This is a genomic window from Streptomyces sp. NBC_01320 (genome assembly GCF_035974375.1).
GTDB classification, from domain to species: domain Bacteria; phylum Actinomycetota; class Actinomycetes; order Streptomycetales; family Streptomycetaceae; genus Streptomyces; species Streptomyces yanii.
The window spans coordinates 247578-263958 of the sequence record NZ_CP108390.1 but is presented as its reverse complement, the minus strand read 5'-3'; the positions used below and the strand labels follow the sequence as shown (position 1 = coordinate 263958).

The following is a 16381-nucleotide window of genomic DNA, read 5'->3' as shown; positions in this document are numbered from 1 at the left end:
GGTTCGGCATCATGATGTCAGTGCAGTAGGTATCGGGCTTTTGCTGTTCAGTCTGTTGTCGTGGGTGACTCGACCGCTGTCATGGGTGCCGATCTAGTGCTGACGTTTTTGGTGATGATGCGGGTCAGTTGATTGCCGATCGGTACAGCACGGCGTGTGTTGTCGCTGGTCAGGTCCGTGGTGGCAAGGGCTGCTGTCCTGTCGCAGTGCAGCTGGCGGATTCTCACTTGGGTGCAGATCTTCTGAGGGTGCCTCGGTGGGGTGATTCGCAGAGGTTCGGGATGTGGCCGGTCGTGCCGACTTCTACCGTCGCCGAGGTCGAGCCCGCCTTGAGGCGTGCGGGTGCTGAGCGAGGGTGGGTGTGGTGTGCCGTCGTTGATGGAGGCGTTGGAGGCCAGGCGAGCTGAGGTGCTGGGCCAGGCCGAGCGGCTTCGTGAACAGATCGCTGGCCTGTCCGAGGAGTTGTCGCGGGTCGAGGAGCGGCTGACGCGGTTGCAGATCGCGCGGGAGACGGTGGAGGAGGTGCTGGCCGCGCCGTCCTCGTCGGTGCCGGGCACGGACGCCACGGGTGGGGGTGCCGGCGGAGTCGCCGTGGCGCTGGTGGAGGCCGAGGCAGAGCTGGACGTGACGGTGATGTCGCCGGAGTACCGGGCGATCATCGCCTTGTTCGCGACCTCGGGAGCGGCGATGCGCTGCAAAGAGGTCTGCCAGCACCTGGGGCTGGGAACCGAGCCGCGACATGTCGAGGGGATGCGCTCGAAGCTGAAGAGGCTCGTGGAGCGCGGGATCCTGGCCGAGCCTTCGTCCGGGCTGTTCAAGGTCGACGGCAGGAAGCAGGGGTGGTGAGCACGGTGGGGCCAGCCCAGGGTGCGCTCGCGGAGTGTGAGGACGCCTTCGCCGCCTCGGCAGGTCTGTTCGCCGCGGCGTGCGCGGCGCTGGCGGCCCCCAAGGCGGCGGTGATGACGCACGCGCAGTTGGAGGACCTGCTGGGAGCGCGGATGCGCGAGGTCACCCGGCAGTTGTTCCAGGACCACCTGACCCTGCGGGCCAGGGACGAGGTGCGTCGGCAGGAGGTCGTGGACGCCGCCGGTGTCGAGCGCTCCCGGATCGAGCGGGACCGACACCGGACGCTGGCCACGGTGTTCGGCAGGTCACCGTGGCCCGGATCGCCTACCGCGGCACCGGCGTGGCGGACCTGCACCCGACCGATGCGCTGCTGAACCTGCCGGACGGGATGCACTCGCACGGGCTGGCCAGGCTCGCCGCGATCGAGTCCTCCCGCGGCAGCTTCGCCGACGCCTGCGAGCGGATCAACGCCCACACCGGCTCCGGCATCGGGCACCGACAGGTCCAGGAACTCGCTGTCAGTGCCGCAGCGGACATCGACGCGTTCTACGACGCCCTGGTGCCCGCTCCCTGCACCGACACCACGCCACTGATCTTGTCGGTCGACGGCAAGGGCGTGGTGATAAGACCCGAAGCGCTGCGCGAGGACACCGCCAAGGCCGCGGCCGCCAAAGGTGGCAACGCGATGAAGACCCGGCTGGCGTCCGGGGAGAAACACGGCAGGAAACGGATGGACACCCTGGGAGCCGTCTACGATGCCGAACCCGCGCCGCGCACAGTCGACGACATCATCGCCGACTCCGACCAGCAAGACGACCCCGGCCACGACGCGGCGCCCGAGCGCCGCCAGGGGCCGAAGGCCCGGTCGAAGTGGTTGTGCGGCCCGGTGACCGACACCGCCGCGCAGGTGGTGGCCGCCGTGTTCGATCAGGCGGAGCACCGCGACCCCGGCCACCGCCGTCCATGGGTCGTCCTGGTCGACGGGGCCCGCCATCAGATCGACCTCATCAAGGCCGAAGCACAGCAGCGCGGCGTGGACGTCCGCATCATCGTCGACCTGATCCACGTGCTCGAATATCTGTGGCGAGCGTCGTGGCGCCTGCACGACAGCGGCGATGCCTCCGCCGAGAACTGGGTCACCCGTCACGCCCGAGTCCTGTTGGGCGGCGGCGTGCAGCAGTCCGCCGCCGCACTCGAGGAAGCCGCCCGCGCCGCCGGACTGCGTGGCGCCCAGCGCAAGGGCATCGACGAGGCCGTGAACTACCTGGCCGGCAAGGCCGAGCACCTGCGCTACGACACCGCCCTGGAACGCGGCTGGCCGATCGCCACCGGAACCATCGAGGGAGCATGTCGGCACCTGGTCAAAGACCGCCTGGACATCACCGGCGCCCGCTGGGGCCTGTCCGGAGCTGAAGCCGTGCTCAAGCTGCGTGCCGTCCGCGCCAACGGCGACTTCGACGCCTACTGGACGTGGCACCAGCAGCAGGAGTTCATCCGCAACCACCAGACGCGCCGCGACCATGTCATACCCACCACCTGATCGACAGCACCCTCATTGGATCTGCACCCATCCGTGTTCCGCCCCGGCCGTAGGCTGGCGCGGTGGATACTGCGGCCGTGGTAGCCGTAAGTCGCTGCGCGGGGACGACGCGCGGGGGGCCGTTCCTGGGAGATGGTGAGACCATGAACGGAGGTTTCGCCATGATCGGAGCCCACTGCCTGACCACGGAGTACGGCGACGAGGCAGCCGTCGGGGAATGCCGCAGGTTCTGTGAACTGCTGGCCGGATACGCGCTCAAGACTCTCGCACCCGATGAGGCGAGCGCGGTGGGGTCTCACCTGGCAACCTGCGACACATGCCGGGACGAGCATGACTGCCTCGCAGCCGTGGCGGCACATCTGTCCCTTCTCCGCGACGCCCTGGCCTGCGGCAGAGGCCAAAATCGGCGGATGTGCGCGGTCACCCGGGCCGAATGCGGCCACGCCTCGCCCCGTCGCCGCAGCCCGGACCGGGCGGCCCTGCCCATGCAGATCACACTGTCCCAATGGGTCAGCAAGACCACGACGTACTTCGGGTGAGCGGATCTCGTGGAAGCGACGACGTTGCGCCTGCCGATAGCCTCATCCGCGCCGGTGGGAGCCGGTGTGCACGGTGTAGGCGATGTCCACGGCGGTCGCTTGAGCCAGTGCCCTCGCGTGGGTTGTTGATCACCACGGCATGATGATCGACCATGCTGCTTCGACTGGCGTACCGGGCATGGCGAACGCGTTCGCCCTGCTGCGCCTGCTACCGATGAGCGATCGAGAGAAGGACGCGGAGATCCTCGCCCTGCGCCATCAGATCACGGTCCTGGAACGCCAACTGGGCGAGAAGAGGGTGCGGTTCACCCTGAGCGATCGGGCATTCCTGGCGGCGCTACTGCACCGACTCCCGAGGGATGTGCTCCGCAGAGTGCGGCTGCTGGTACGCCCGGACACGCTACTGCGCTGGCATCGCGACCTTCTCGCACGCCGCCACGGCGCCGCCTCCCGCCCCAAGCGCCCAGGACGACCGCGGACCGTGCACTCCATCCCTGATCTTGCGTGGGTATCCCCGGCTTCAGTCGGGGAGGGAAACGCATCCATGGTCCGGAGGCGCGAGGCGCCGGAGTTCGCTGTGCCTGGGGGATGGTCAGGCAGGCCGCTTCTGCTCTTCGATGTACTGGCGGATCATGGTCAGCGGTGCTCCGCCGCAGGATCCCGCGAAGTAGGAGCGGGACCAGAACACCGGCCCCATGCCGATCCGGTTGATTCGCCCGGTGTACTCCGCTGGCAGGTACCTGGAGCTGACGCCCTTGAGGCTGTTGATCAGCTTCGACAGGGTGACCTTCGGCGGGTAGTGCACCAGCAGGTGCACGTGGTCGGCTTCGCCGTTGAACTCCCGCAGCTCCGCCTCGAACGTGCCGCAGACCTCGCGCATGATCTCCTCGCACCGCTTCAGCATGTCGTCATCGAACACGCCGCGCCGGTACCTGGTGACGAACACCAAGTGGGCATGGAGGTGGGAGGCGACGTGGCGACCGGTACGAATATCGGGGTTTGGTTCCCATCGTGGTGACATACGCCAAGCGTAGTATGATCTCCGAAGCGGGCCAGGAAGGGGGTGGGCCGGATGATCCGTGCGTACAAGTTCCTCATGCGGCCCACCGTGGGCCAGCAGGGCGCGCTCGCCGAGATGCTGCGGGATCACTGCTCGCTCTACAACGGCGCGTTGCAAGAACGCCGCGATGCCTACCGGCACAGCTCGAAGACGACGGTCCGGTACGGGCAGCAGTCCGCCCAGCTCAAGGACATCCGGGCCTTCGACCCGGAACGTCAGGGACGTTGGTCGTTCTCTTCTCAGCAGGCGACGTTGCGACGGCTGGACAAGGCGTTCACCGGTTTCTTCCGTCGGGTCAAGGCCGCAGAGGCACCGGGGTATCCGCGCTTTCGTTCGGGCAAGCGGTTCGACACCGTGGACTTCCCGAAGGACGGCGACGGCTGCCGCTGGGATGCCACCCCGCACGACCCCGTCACCCGCGTCCGCCTCCAGGGCGTCGGGCACGTCAAGGTGCACCAGCACCGGCCGGTGGCCGGGAAGGTCAAGACGATCAGCGTCAAGCGCGAAGGGCGGCGCTGGTACGTCATCCTCACCGCCGACCAGGAACAGCCCGAGCCCCTACCGGCGACCGGCAGCATGGTCGGCATCGACCTGGGCATAGCGAACTTCCTCGCCGACTCCCACGGCGAGTTCGTGCCCAACCCCCGGCACGGGGCGAAGGCCGCCGCGAAGCTCGAAGCCGCGCAGCAGGCCCTCGCCCGGTGCAAGCGCGGCTCGAAGCGCCGACGCAAGGCCGTGGAGGTTGTGGCGCGGCTGCACCGCAAGGTCCGCCGTCAGCGCCTGGACCACGCGCACAAGACCGCGCTGAACCTGGTGCGTGACCACGATTTCATCGCGCACGAAGACCTCAGGATCCGCAACATGAGCAAGGTCCCGGCTCCGAAGCCGGACCCCGCCACGCCGGGCAGCTTCCTGCCCAACGGGGCCGTCGCCAAGGCCGGGCTGAACCGTTCGATCGCTGATGCCGGATGGGGGGTGTTCCTGACGATCCTCACCGCCAAGGCAGAATGCGCCGGACGGGAAGTGATGGCCGTGGACCCCCGCAACACCTCCCGGCGGTGCCCCGTATGCGGGCACACCGCCAAGGAGAACCGGCCCACACAACAGAAGTTCCGCTGCGTCTCGTGCGGCCACCAGGCACACGCGGACACGGTGGGCGCCCTGAACGTTCTACGGGCCGGGCTGGTCCGTCGCGAAGCCCAACCGGCCTAGCGAGAAGCCCCCACCTTCAGGACTCCGTTGGGGAATCCGCAAACTGGCTGTCGTGATCATGGTTAGGCGGCGAGTTCGAGGCGGGCCAGGTGTGAGGTTCTGGTCTGGCCGAGCGGGGTGCCGGTGAGCCAGGCGTCGAGTCGGATGATGTTGATCGCGGTGGCGGCGAACACGTTGCCGAGGTGCGTCTTGGGTAGACCGGTGCAGCGCGTGCGGCGGACGGTTTGGGAGATGGTGCCTTCGACACCTGCGCGGACGTCGTAGCGCTTCTTCCACTCCTCGGTCTGCTGTTCCCGGCGGCGCTGGGCCAGGACTTCTTGCTGCTCGCGGGGCAGGAGGGTCAGGCTGCGTCCCCACTTGCCGTTGGTGGCCGTGGTGCACCTGGCCCGCAGCGGACAGGCCGCGCAGTCGGTGACGGCGAAATGGATGCGGGCCAGCGGGGTACCACTGGCCTTGCGCTGGTCGGACCAGCTGACGCTGGTCGCGCCCCGGGGACAGGTGACCTGTCGGCGATCCCAGTCGATGGTGAAGGCGCTCTGGGCGAAGTGCTCTTCGCCTGACCGGTCATGGCAGGTGTCGAGTCCGACCGGGCTCAGCAGGTCGACGCCGTGGTCGTCGCGGGCGGTGACGATGTGGGCGGCGGTGACGTAGCCGGCATCCACCGCGTGCTCGTCCGGCGTCAACTCCCTTGTCGCCAGGCCCTGGTGGATGGAATCGGTCAGCTCGGTGTCTGTGACCGTGGCGTCGGTGGTGGCCACGTGGGTGATCAGGTGCGGGGCGTCGGGCTCACAGGTCTCGCTCAGGTGGGTCTTGTAGCCGCACCAGCCGGAGCCGCGCTTGGTCCCGTAGCGGGCATCGAGGTCGTAGGGCGAGGACAGGCGTTCTCTGCTCGGCGGGAGGTCCCTGCCCTCCCGCCAGCGCACCCCCTTCCCGTCGCGGTGGTACTGCTCGCCCCAGGCACGGCGCAGGACCTGGACGGCGGGGACCTCGCGCAGCCACGTCGGCGCCCCCGGCGCGTCGACGGTGTCCAGCACCGTGAACCCGTCCTGGCCGACCTGCTCGGCCCACTCCCGGCGCACGTTGTCGCCCTTGGGGAAGCGGTAGGAGTCGATCCGCGCGCCATAACGCTTGACCCAGCCGGCCGTGGCCAGCGTGGACAGCCACGCGGGGGCCGCTGCTGCCAGGGCCTCCAGGGCCGCGCGCAGGGTCTCGCCGACGAACTCCATCCGGTTCAGTGTCCGCACGGCGGCCAGGACATGGGTGGAGTCGGTGCGCTGACGGCCACCCGCGCGCAGCAGTCCGAGTGCGGAGATCCGCTCAAGGACCAGGTCCAGGACCTTCTCCTCCAGCCCGTGCTCGATCAGCCGGGCACGGAAGTCGCCCAGGACGGAGAAGTCGAACCCCGGGTCGTCCAGCTCCAGGCCCAGGAGGAACTTCCAGTCCATCCGGGCCCTCACCTGGTCGGCGGCCTGCCGGTCGGTGAGCCCCTCCGCATACTGCAGCACCGACACCAACGCCAACGCCCCGGGCGAGACCGCCGGCCGCCCCCGCTTCGGGAACGCCTCGGCGAAGGACTCGTCCTCGAACAGCGGACCGAGCGCCTCCCGGACCCGGACCGCCAGCACCCCCTTCGGGAACGACGCCCGCACCACCCGCGCCGTCAGCTCCGGCACCCCGCGATCAACCCGCGGCTCCAACGACATCCAGTCCCCGCCCTCGATCGATGAACAGGACGATCATGGCAGTCCAGGCAGCTCGTCATCACCGGTTTGCGGATTCCCCAACGGAGTCCTGAAGGTGGGGGAGGAGTCACCCGGGCCCTGGTATTGCGCCTGGCGAACGAGAACCCCAGTTGGGGCTACAGGAGGGTGCATGGCGAGCTGCTCGTGCTGGGGGTGAAGGTGGCCGCGTCCACCGTCTGGGAGATCTTGAAGGAGGCCGGGACCGATCCCGCGCCCCAGCGCTCCTCCAGCACCTGGGCCGACTTCCTGCGCTCACAGGCAGACGCCCTGCTCGCATGCGACTTTCTCGAGACGGTCACCCTGTCCGGGGCGCGGCTGTACGTCTTCGCCGTTATCGAGCACACCAACCGACGGATCCGGATCCTGGGCGCCACCGCGCACCCGACCGCCTCCTGGGTGGCGCAAGCCGCGAAGAATCTCGTCATGGACCTTAAGGACGCCGGCTGCCGGGCCCGGTTCCTGATCCGGGACAGGGATGGCAAGTTCCCGGCCCTGTTCGACGCGATCCTCAAGGACGCGGGGATCGAGACCGTGCTCAGCGCTGTCCGGACGCCGAGGATGAACTCGATCACGGAAAGATGGGTGCAGACCTGCCGACGCGAGCTCCTAGACCGCACCTTGATCTGGAACCAGCGCCATCTGCTGCATGCCCTGCGCGAGTTCGAGCAGTTCTACAACTCCCACCGCCCACACCAGGGCATCGCGAACACTCGACCGCTACGCCCCTTGCCCACACCGATTGCCAATCCGGACGAGATAGCCCGCCTCGACATACGCCGACGTGAACGCCTCGGCGGCATCCTGAATGAGTACCAGCATGCGGCGTGAGCAGCATGGATGGGGTTTCCGGCAAGCGCAGGCGCGGTCGCCTGACTTGGCTCCGGCCGGCGGATCGACCGCAGGGCCATGTACGCCGAACCACCGCCCGTTTCGCCGCCCTGGGGATCAACTTCGACCCGCGTCGTCCGGCGCGCGGCTGGGCGCGCGCCCGAGGCGCCGGCACGCGAACTCGACACCAGCGAGCGGGCCCTGCGCCGCAGGTTTGCGGGCCCTGTGAGACCTCCTCGACGTGGGACGCCGATCGAGGCGGTCGTCTGGGCGGTTCGCGGTGAGCTCAGCTGAGATCGCCGCCACGGCTTGACAATGTGTCGTTTCAATCAACGGTAGGCGTGGGCTCGATGGCGTGGTTGCGCACCTGGGCGCAATCAAGTGCGGTGGCCGATGTTTGTCCAAACCCTTGACATGTGACGGCTGCCACATCATTTTTGGAACGTTTCACCTCGCAGTGGGAACCGCGAGGGCCCCCTCTTGCCACGAAAGGCCCGTCGGCATGACGCCTGCCAGACCAGTTGCCGCACTCCCTGTCCCACCCGCCGCCCCAGTGGGGCGCCGGTTCTTCGCGCTGCTTGCGGCCCTCGTCATGGTGACCGTCGCCTTCCTGGTCGCGGACCCGGCGGCCGGTGCAACGAAGGGGAACGGCCTCGCGGTCGGCGCTCTCCAGACGAACGCCCGGACCGACCCGCTCGGCATCGCGGGCAACGCCCCGACGTTCAGTTGGAAGTCGACGTCGGGCGCCCGTGGCGTGGTGCAGAGCGCGTACGAGGTCCGGGTCGGCACGAGCGCAGCCGCCGACGACGTGTGGTCCTCGGGGAAGGTCGAGTCGAGCGACCAGCTCGACGTGCGTTACGCCGGGCCGGACTTGGCCTCGCAGACCCGCTACTACTGGCAGGCCAGGGTCTGGGACGGCGACGACCAGGCCGGCGACTGGAGCGCTCCGAGCTGGTTCGAGACCGGCATCCTGGACGCCGCCGAGTGGACCGGCGACTGGATCGGCAAGTCCGCCGGCGGCGAGATGGACAAGTGGACCGACTACACCACAGACGTCGACTTCACCCTCGACAACCTGGCGTTGGGCGTCTACCTGCGCGCGTCGGACACCGGGAACGCGTACATGTGGCAGGTCAGCACCGCCGACGGGACCGCAGTCCCGAAGTTCCGGCCGCACAAGAAGGTCAACGGCGGCTACTCCCTGCTCGGGAACATCCCGATCACGACCCTGACATCCGCCCAACTGCTCACCGGCACACACCGCCTGTCGATCACCGTCGACGGCCCCACGATCACCACGAGGCTCGATGGCGCCGAGATCGACAGCCGCACCGATGCCACGTTCGCCAAGGGCTTCATCGGTTTCCGCCAGGACCTCGCCAACGAGGGACCCGAGACAGCGCACATCCACGCGGTCAAGGTCACCTCGAAGGCCGGCGACGTGCTGTTCCGGACCGACTTCTCCGGGCCCACCGACCCGTTCACCGGCGGCACCCTGACGCCGGACGGCCTGCTCGTGGAGAAGAAGCTCGACGCGATCCTGCGGACCAGCGACAGCAATCTGCCGCTTCTGCGCAAGGAGTTCACCACCGACCCCGACAAGACGGTCGCCCGGGCCAGGGTGTACGCCTCCGCGCACGGCACCTACGAGCTGGAGCTCAACGGCAAGAAGGTCGGCGACCAGTTTCTGGCCCCTGGCGACACCGACTACAGGAAGCGCATCCAGTACCAGACCTATGACGTCACCGATCAGCTTGCCAACGGCCGGAACGCGATCGGCGCGGAGCTCGGTGACGGCTGGTGGGCCGGCAAGGTCGGCATGTGGGGCCCCGGCATGTTCGGCAACTCGGTCGGCCTGATCGCGCAGGTGCGCATCGACTACACCGACGGCACCCATCAGGTCATCAAGACCGACGGCACGTGGAAGAGCCACTCGGGTCCATACGTGGCTGCCGACAACATCGACGGTGAGACGTATGACGCAGGGGCCGAACAGCCCGGCTGGGACCGCCCCGCCTACGACGACGCGGCGTGGAACCCTGCCACAGTCGGCGCCTCCGACACCGCCAAGCTGGTGCCGCAGCCCGATGAGCCCGTGCGCGCGACCGGCGAGCTTCCGGCACTCACCAGGACCAGTCCTTCCGCCGACACTTACGTCTACGACCTCGGCCAGAACATGGTCGGCGTCGCCCGGATGCGCCTGCAGGGCGTCACGGGACAGACCGTCAAGATCCGCTACGGCGAGGTCCTCAACAAGGACGGGAGCCTCTACACCGCCAACCTCCGCGCGGCCAAGGTCACCGACTACTACACGTTCAGCACGAGCGGCACGGTCGTCTACGAACCGAAGTTCACGCAGCACGGCTACCGCTACCTCGAGATCTCGAATGTCACGAGCGCACCCGAACTCGGCGATGTCACCGGCGTCGTCTGGGGTTCCGATCTCAAGGCGACCGGAACGCTGACGACCTCCAACGCGATGCTCAACCAGCTCCAGAGCAACATCTCGTGGGGACAGCGCGGCAACTTCCTGTCGATCCCGACCGACACCCCGGCCCGTGACGAGCGCCTCGGCTGGACCGGCGACATCAACGTCTTCTCGCCGACCGCGAGTTACCTGCGCGACACCCGCGCGTTCCTCGGCAAGTGGACGACCGACCTGCGTGACTCCGCCTATAGCAATGGCAACTACCCGGGCATCGCTCCATCGGTGCCGACGATCGACATGGGCAGTGGCCTCGGTTGGTCCGACTCGGCGGTCACGGTGCCGTACGCGGTGTGGCACGCGCAGGGTGACAACGCCATCGTGCGGGCCAACTACGCGTCGATGAAGAAGTTCCTCGGCTTCGTGAAGAACGGCGCGGGCGACGACCTCATCGACTCGGCGCGTGGCAACTGGAACGACTGGCTCAACCTCGACGACAACACCGGCACCGATGTCCTCGGCACCGCGTACTACGCCGAAGACGCGCGCATGCTTTCGGAGATGGCGAAGGCGATCGGTGAGGACGCCGACTCGGCGACCTATGCGAAGCTCTCAGCCGATGTGCGCGATGCCTTCACGTCGAAGCTCGTGGCGGCCGACGGCACGGTCCAAGGCGGGAGCCAGACGGCATACGCCATGGCGCTCGGCATGAATCTCGTGACCGATCCGGCGCTGCGCGAGAAGGTCGGCGAGAAGTTCGTCGCCAAGCTCAAGACCAGCGACTACCACCTCACGACCGGGTTCCTCGGAACACCGTGGCTTCTGCCGGCGCTCAGCAGCATCGGGCGGTCCGACCTGGCCTACACGATGATCCTCAAGAAGGACTACCCGTCGTGGGGCTACGAGATCGAGCACGGTGCCACCACGATGTGGGAACGCTGGAACTCGATCAACCCCGATGGCAGTTTCGGCGATGTCAGCATGAACTCCTTCAACCACTACGCCTATGGCGCGGTCGGTGACTGGATGTATCAGAACATCGGCGGCATCTCGGCGACCAAGGCCGGCTACAAGGAGTCGAAGATCGCCCCGGCCATGGGCGGCGACCTGACCAGCGGCCATGGAACCTACGAATCCGTGTACGGGACGATCGGCTCGAACTGGAAGAAGACCGATCAGGGAATGTCCCTGGACATCACGGTCCCGGTCAACACGACCTCGAGAGTCAGCATCCCGGCCCGAAACATCGAGGCCGTGACCGAGGGCGGCACGCCGATCACGAAGGCCGATGGTGTCAGCGATGTATCGGTCGGCAAGGGCGTCGTGACGTTCACCGTCGGCTCGGGTTCGTACTCGATCCACTCCGACACCAAGCGCGCCCTGTTCGGCGACATCGTCTCTGAAATCCACAAGACCGACGACCATGCCGGCGACCTGGCAACAGCGGGTGACCTCGGTGCGGCGAGCCGCACCCACATCGGTGGGGCACTCGACACCGCGAGCGGCAAGGTCGAGGATGCCCTCGCGGCGGACGTCGCAGGCGATTCGGGTCAGGCATCGCAGCGGCTGAGCGACGGCGTGGCGACCATCCGTACCCTCAAGACCTGGCTGGCCGACTCGTCGGTCGACGGACCGGTCAAGAACGACCTGACGACCCGTCTGGAGTCGATCGAGGCGCTGTTCGGCAAGGCGGTCGCCGCGAGTCTCGGAATCTCGGTGATTGTCCCGCCCGTCGCCGAGCCGGGGCTGCCCGGAGCGAGCGTCCCCGGAACGATCGGGATTGCGAATGCCGGTGATGTCGCGATCAGCGATCTGAAGGCCGTCGTGACGGTCGACGACTGGAATGTCGACCCGACCAGCTCGACCAAGGACACGGTCGGAGCGGGCGACAGCGCACAACTGCCGTTCACGGTCAGTGTGCCGAAACACCAGAAGCCCGGCACGTATGACGCCTCGGTCAAGCTGACCTTCACCAGCCAGTACGGGACGTTCACCCTGAACGACTCGACGCCGTGGGTCTCGGTGACGTCGGGCGTTGACATCACCACCGTGACGTCGGCCAACCCGGTCGACGGCTCCGACGAGAAGGCCACTCTGACCGCGACGGTCAAGAACAACAGCCGCTCCGCCGTGTCGGGCCAGGTCACGGCGGTCCTGCCGGAAGGGTGGAAGACCCCGCCCGCCTCCGACCGGGTCACGATCGAGCCCGGGGCGACCAAGGTCGTCGTACTCCCGCTGTTCCCCGGACTCGAGACCGTCGCGGGTGACCAGGACGCCGAGGTCGACTTCGTCGATGAGGGTGCGATGCTCGCCAGCAAGAACGCGACGATCAGGGTCAACCTCGCGGTACCGCCGACGCAGGATGTCCTCGACTACGTCGACTTCGGCAACGCGGCTTCGGAGAATGCCCACGCAATCATGGCCGCACCGGCCAGCGGGACGAACATCGAAGCCGGCCTCGACCGACGCTATGCGAACTCGGCCAACCCGGGCTCGTGGTACTCGGCCGTGGTGCATGTGACGCCGGGTAAGCCTTTCATGCTCCGCAACCGGGAGACGTTCGACGGCGCCAGGACGAAGAAGTACAACATCTACGTCGACGACACCCTGGTGAAGACGTACATGCTGAAGCGCACCGAGACCGGTATGGGCACGAAGACCTATCAGACGGTCATCGATGATCCCGCCGCGATCGACAACGACGGCACCGTACGGATCAAGTACGAGTTCCCGCTCGATGCCTCGGGCTACTTCGACCCGTCGATCGCTGACAGCTGGGTGCTGCCGGTGTCCGACGACAGCCTGGCTCCGCTGGCCTCCGCGACGGTGACCAGTGCCGCCGCGCCTGGCGACAACGGCTGGTACCGGGGTGACGCCTCCGTGGCCGTCACCGCCGTCGACAACCGGGACACCGCTCCCTCGGTCGAGGTCGGCCAGTCCGCCGGTTGGCAGGCGTACGTCGCTCCGGTCATGGTCAGCGGTGACGGCAAGCACTCGGTCTACTACCGGGCGAAGGACACGGCCGGCAACTCCACCGGTCAGCGGACTGCGCAAATATGGATCGACGGGACCGCTCCCGTCACCCAGCTCGCGGTCACCCGCGGGCCCGGGACGGCGGAGGCAGACCGGGCCACGGTCGGCTTCACCGCCCAGGACACGCTCAGCGGCGTCGCGACGACGACCTACCGGATCGACGGGAGCGCCTGGAAGGTGCTGGCCGGCGAGACTCCCGCGGTCGAGGGCTTCGGCCGGCACACGGTCGACTTCTTCTCCACCGACGTGGCCGGAAACCCGGAGCCGGTGCACTCGGTGGCCGTCGACCTGGCGGACGTGGACACCATCAAGGCCCTGGTCGCTCCCCAGATCGCCGGGACACCGAAGTACGGCTCGGCGCTGACCGCGACCACGGGTTCGTGGAACACCAAGGGCCTGTCGTTCGCCTACCAGTGGCGCCGCGACGGGCATCCGATCAGCGCCGCGAACGCCTCGACCTACCGGCTGGTCCGGGCCGACATGGGGCATCGGCTGTCGGTGACGGTGACCGCGTCCAAGGCCGGAAAGGCTCCGGCGTCGTCGACCTCGGCCGAGACCGCCAGGGTGACCGCGGCGAAGTCTCAGGTCGTCGTCGGCCTCTCCGCGACGTCGGTGAAGAAGAAGCAGTCGGTGACGCTCACGGTCACGGTCTCGACCACGGCGGGCACACCGGGCGGGAGCGTGCTGGTCTACGAGAACGGGCACCGGGTCAAGACCCTCACACTCTCGGCCGGCGGCACGGCCTCGACTGCGCTGACGATGAATCAACGGGGCCTGCGCACCCTGAAGGTGGTCTACGCCGGCGGCGCGTCGGTCGAGGGATCCTCCTCCCAGGTGCACGTTCGCGTGCTCTGATCCACGAGCCCCGCCCGATCCACCGCCAACCGCCAACCGACAGCCGAGCCGAGGAGCCCCCGTGAAGATCGCCCTGCGCGCCCGGCTTGTCACCTTCACTCTGGCAGCGGCCTTCGTCGCTGCCGTCGCCACCGCCCTCAACGGCCGCCCCCGCAAAACCCTTGGCTGGAGAACACCCTCCGAGACTCTCAACAGTCATCTACAATCAACACAAAACGGAAGTGTTGCGACGACTCCTTGAACCTGGGCTGCGACCCCGCGTCCGAGTGATGTATCAACTCGCCCTGTGCGTGCGGGAATCCGTCCCGGTCGCGCTGCCACAGCGCCATCTCCAGGGCGCCCAGGACGAGCCTGGTCTCCTTGGTGGTGGAGGCGGACCAGCCGACGATGCGACGGGAGAAAGTGTCCACGACGAAGGCGACGTAGACGACCCCGTTCCAGGTGGCGACGTGCGTGAAGTCGGCGACCCAGCAGCGGTTGGGGGCACTGGCGACGAAGTCGCGGTCGAGGAGGTCCGGGGCCCGCTCGGCGGCCTGATCGCGGCAGGGACGCAGATCCTGCTGACTGGCAGGCCGCGGTCCGCTGTTCTCAAGACGTCCCTGGACGCGCGACGGGACGCGCGGCGAGAGTTGGACCCCCGCTGACCTCTTCATCCCTGAGGGCCGACAGCCGCCAGCTGTCGGCCCTCAGACACGACCCCAAGTTTCAACACGCTGAACTTGACAGGGAATGGCCGGCACAAGGGCCTATCACTCGGCGGGCGGCTCAAGCCAAGGCCGGTCCGAGTGCCTGGTGACGCCCGAACAAACTGCCGAGCTCTTCCGGGCGCCGGTCTCACCCCGGTGATCCTCGACAGCCTGATGCACGGTCGGCACGAGTGCACCGCGCGCTCTTCCCGGACGGGGTGTGCCCCGTTCTGCGTCCGTGCCCGACAAGGGAGTTACTCCCTTGTCGGGCTGGTGCGGACGATGCTGGTGAGGAAGCATGGGCGTGCGCGGTACGAATGCCGTCCGCGCAACCGATGTGCGACACGAAGAGGGCCGATGACTGACGAGCAAGGCATCCGGACGCCGGTGGACGGAATCGAAACGGGCACGCCGCATTCTGCGCGGGTGTGGAATTACTGGCTGGGTGGCAAGGACAACTACGAGGTGGACCGTCGGCTCGGGGCTACGATGGAGGAGCTGTACCCGCAGATCATCGAGATAGCGCGCGCCTCGCGGGCATTCCAGGCGCGAGCGGTGCGCTTTCTGGCCGGTGAGGCCGGGGTGCGCCAGTTCCTGGATCTCGGCACAGGTCTGCCGACCGCGAACGCGACGCACGAGGTCGCCCAGGACGTCGAGCCGACAGCACGCATCGTGTATGTGGACAACGACCCGATCGTCCTGGCTCACGCGCGTGCCCTGCTGACCAGCCGGCCTGAAGGGGCGACGGACTATGTGCACGCGGACCTGACGGACGCGAAGACTGTGTTGCGCGAGGCCGCCCGGACGCTGGACCTCGACCGGCCGGTGGCCGTAATGGTGCTCTCGACGCTGGGACACGTTGCCGACTCGGGCGAGGCCGCGGCGCTGCTCCGCAGCTACTTGGACGCGCTGCCCGCGGGCAGCTACTTGATGCTGTGCGACACCATCGAGACTCCGGAGACGCAGGCCGGGTCCGACGAGTACGCCAGTGGCGGCGCCATGCCGTACATCTCGCGTCCCAGGGAGGTCATGGGGACCTTTGCGGACGGACTCGAGCTGGTGGAGCCGGGCTTCGGCTCGATCAGCCTGTGGCGCCCCGAAGAGCCTGTCGTCGGCGAACCGGTCGACCAGTGGGGATTCGTGGCCGCCAAGCGGTAGCTGCCTCCGTTCCGCCGAGGCCGTGGGCGCAGCCAGCAAGGCCCCTGCCCCGTCGCCGCGGCGGCCTCCCGGACGTCAGCCTCCCCGTGCTGACGTTGCCCGGCAAGAAGGCCGACGCGGTACCGGCCGCCGCCCCGGTCCCGCCTGAGCGGTAGGTGCGCCACACGCCGTACATCGGACCGGTGAACGGGCCCTTGGAGTACGAGTGCTGCTCCCCGGGCCACGGGCGTAAACCGGGGCTCGGTGCGCGAAACTTGCCGCCCGTCCGCGAGGGCACGGGCAGGGTCCTGGCGGTGACGGGGCGGCGGTCGCCTCGTCAGCGCCCGACCGGTCGCGGTCAGCAGCCCCGGCGGTCAGCCCCCCTCGTGGCGGGAGATCAGGTCGGCGGCCCGCGCCCCGCGCGGCACGTACGGCATGCCGACCGATGTGCGCGTCCTGATTCAGGGCTGTGCCCCGG

General features: G+C 68.1%; 7 protein-coding genes and 3 pseudogenes. 7 read left to right on the top strand and 3 right to left on the bottom strand.

Annotation, left to right across the window (positions count from 1 at the left end):
- Nucleotides 1–366: 366 nt before the first annotated feature.
- From OG395_RS01355 to OG395_RS01340, 3 genes and pseudogenes are all read left to right on the top strand, one after another.
- Nucleotides 367–846, top strand: a complete 480-nt coding sequence (locus OG395_RS01355; protein ID WP_327241228.1) for a hypothetical protein — start codon at nt 367–369, stop codon at nt 844–846.
- A 5-nt stretch (nt 847–851) separates the two neighbouring features.
- Nucleotides 852–2386: pseudogene (locus OG395_RS01345) on the top strand (ISKra4 family transposase).
- A gap of 143 nt (nt 2387–2529) precedes the next feature.
- The gene (locus OG395_RS01340) at nt 2530–2925 is read left to right on the top strand and encodes a zf-HC2 domain-containing protein (RefSeq protein ID WP_327241225.1); all 396 of its coding nucleotides are present in this window, start codon (nt 2530–2532) and stop codon (nt 2923–2925) included.
- Nucleotides 2926–3517: 592 nt separating this feature from the next.
- On the opposite strand, the gene tnpA is transcribed toward OG395_RS01340, so the two are convergent.
- On the bottom strand, nt 3518–3946 hold the full coding sequence (gene tnpA, locus OG395_RS01330; protein WP_327241224.1) for an IS200/IS605 family transposase: 429 nt from the start codon (nt 3944–3946) through the stop codon (nt 3518–3520).
- 51 nt (nt 3947–3997) lie between these two features.
- On the opposite strand from tnpA, the gene OG395_RS01325 reads away from it, so the two are divergent.
- Nucleotides 3998–5197 carry an RNA-guided endonuclease InsQ/TnpB family protein gene (locus OG395_RS01325; protein WP_327241223.1) on the top strand — a complete coding sequence of 400 codons (1200 nt, stop codon included), beginning with the start codon at nt 3998–4000 and terminating at the stop codon, nt 5195–5197.
- A 62-nt stretch (nt 5198–5259) separates the two neighbouring features.
- Here the strand turns inward: OG395_RS01325 and OG395_RS01320 are convergent, their stop codons facing one another.
- Entirely contained in the window at nt 5260–6900 is a 1641-nt protein-coding gene (locus tag OG395_RS01320; protein ID WP_442818493.1) for an IS1182 family transposase, read from the bottom strand.
- Between the two features lie 111 nt (nt 6901–7011).
- Between OG395_RS01320 and OG395_RS01315 the strand changes: the two are divergent.
- Both OG395_RS01315 and OG395_RS01310 read left to right on the top strand, forming a co-directional pair.
- Nucleotides 7012–7767: pseudogene (locus tag OG395_RS01315) on the top strand (integrase core domain-containing protein); the annotation flags it as partial.
- A 502-nt stretch (nt 7768–8269) separates the two neighbouring features.
- Nucleotides 8270–14080, top strand: coding sequence for a family 78 glycoside hydrolase catalytic domain (locus tag OG395_RS01310; protein ID WP_327241221.1), 5811 nt, complete (start codon nt 8270–8272; stop codon nt 14078–14080).
- 248 nt (nt 14081–14328) lie between these two features.
- Here OG395_RS01310 and OG395_RS01305 read toward each other — a convergent pair.
- A pseudogene (locus OG395_RS01305) lies at nt 14329–14604 on the bottom strand (DDE-type integrase/transposase/recombinase); the annotation flags it as partial.
- A 519-nt stretch (nt 14605–15123) separates the two neighbouring features.
- Between OG395_RS01305 and OG395_RS01300 the strand changes: the two are divergent.
- Complete coding sequence (locus tag OG395_RS01300) at nt 15124–15924, top strand: SAM-dependent methyltransferase (RefSeq protein WP_266993504.1); 801 nt, start codon at nt 15124–15126, stop codon at nt 15922–15924.
- The last annotated feature ends 457 nt before the right edge of the window (nt 15925–16381 follow it).

Bases quoted from the DNA above. Each gene is read 5' to 3' on its own strand.
- OG395_RS01340 (WP_327241225.1), top strand. From the start codon at position 2,530: ATGAACGGAGGTTTCGCCATGATCGGAGCCCACTGCCTGACCACGGAG.
- tnpA (WP_327241224.1), bottom strand. From the start codon at position 3,946: ATGTCACCACGATGGGAACCAAACCCCGATATTCGTACCGGTCGCCAC.
- OG395_RS01325 (WP_327241223.1), top strand. From the start codon at position 3,998: ATGATCCGTGCGTACAAGTTCCTCATGCGGCCCACCGTGGGCCAGCAG.
- OG395_RS01320 (WP_442818493.1), bottom strand. From the start codon at position 6,900: ATGTCGTTGGAGCCGCGGGTTGATCGCGGGGTGCCGGAGCTGACGGCG.
- OG395_RS01310 (WP_327241221.1), top strand. From the start codon at position 8,270: ATGACGCCTGCCAGACCAGTTGCCGCACTCCCTGTCCCACCCGCCGCC.
- OG395_RS01300 (WP_266993504.1), top strand. From the start codon at position 15,124: ATGACTGACGAGCAAGGCATCCGGACGCCGGTGGACGGAATCGAAACG.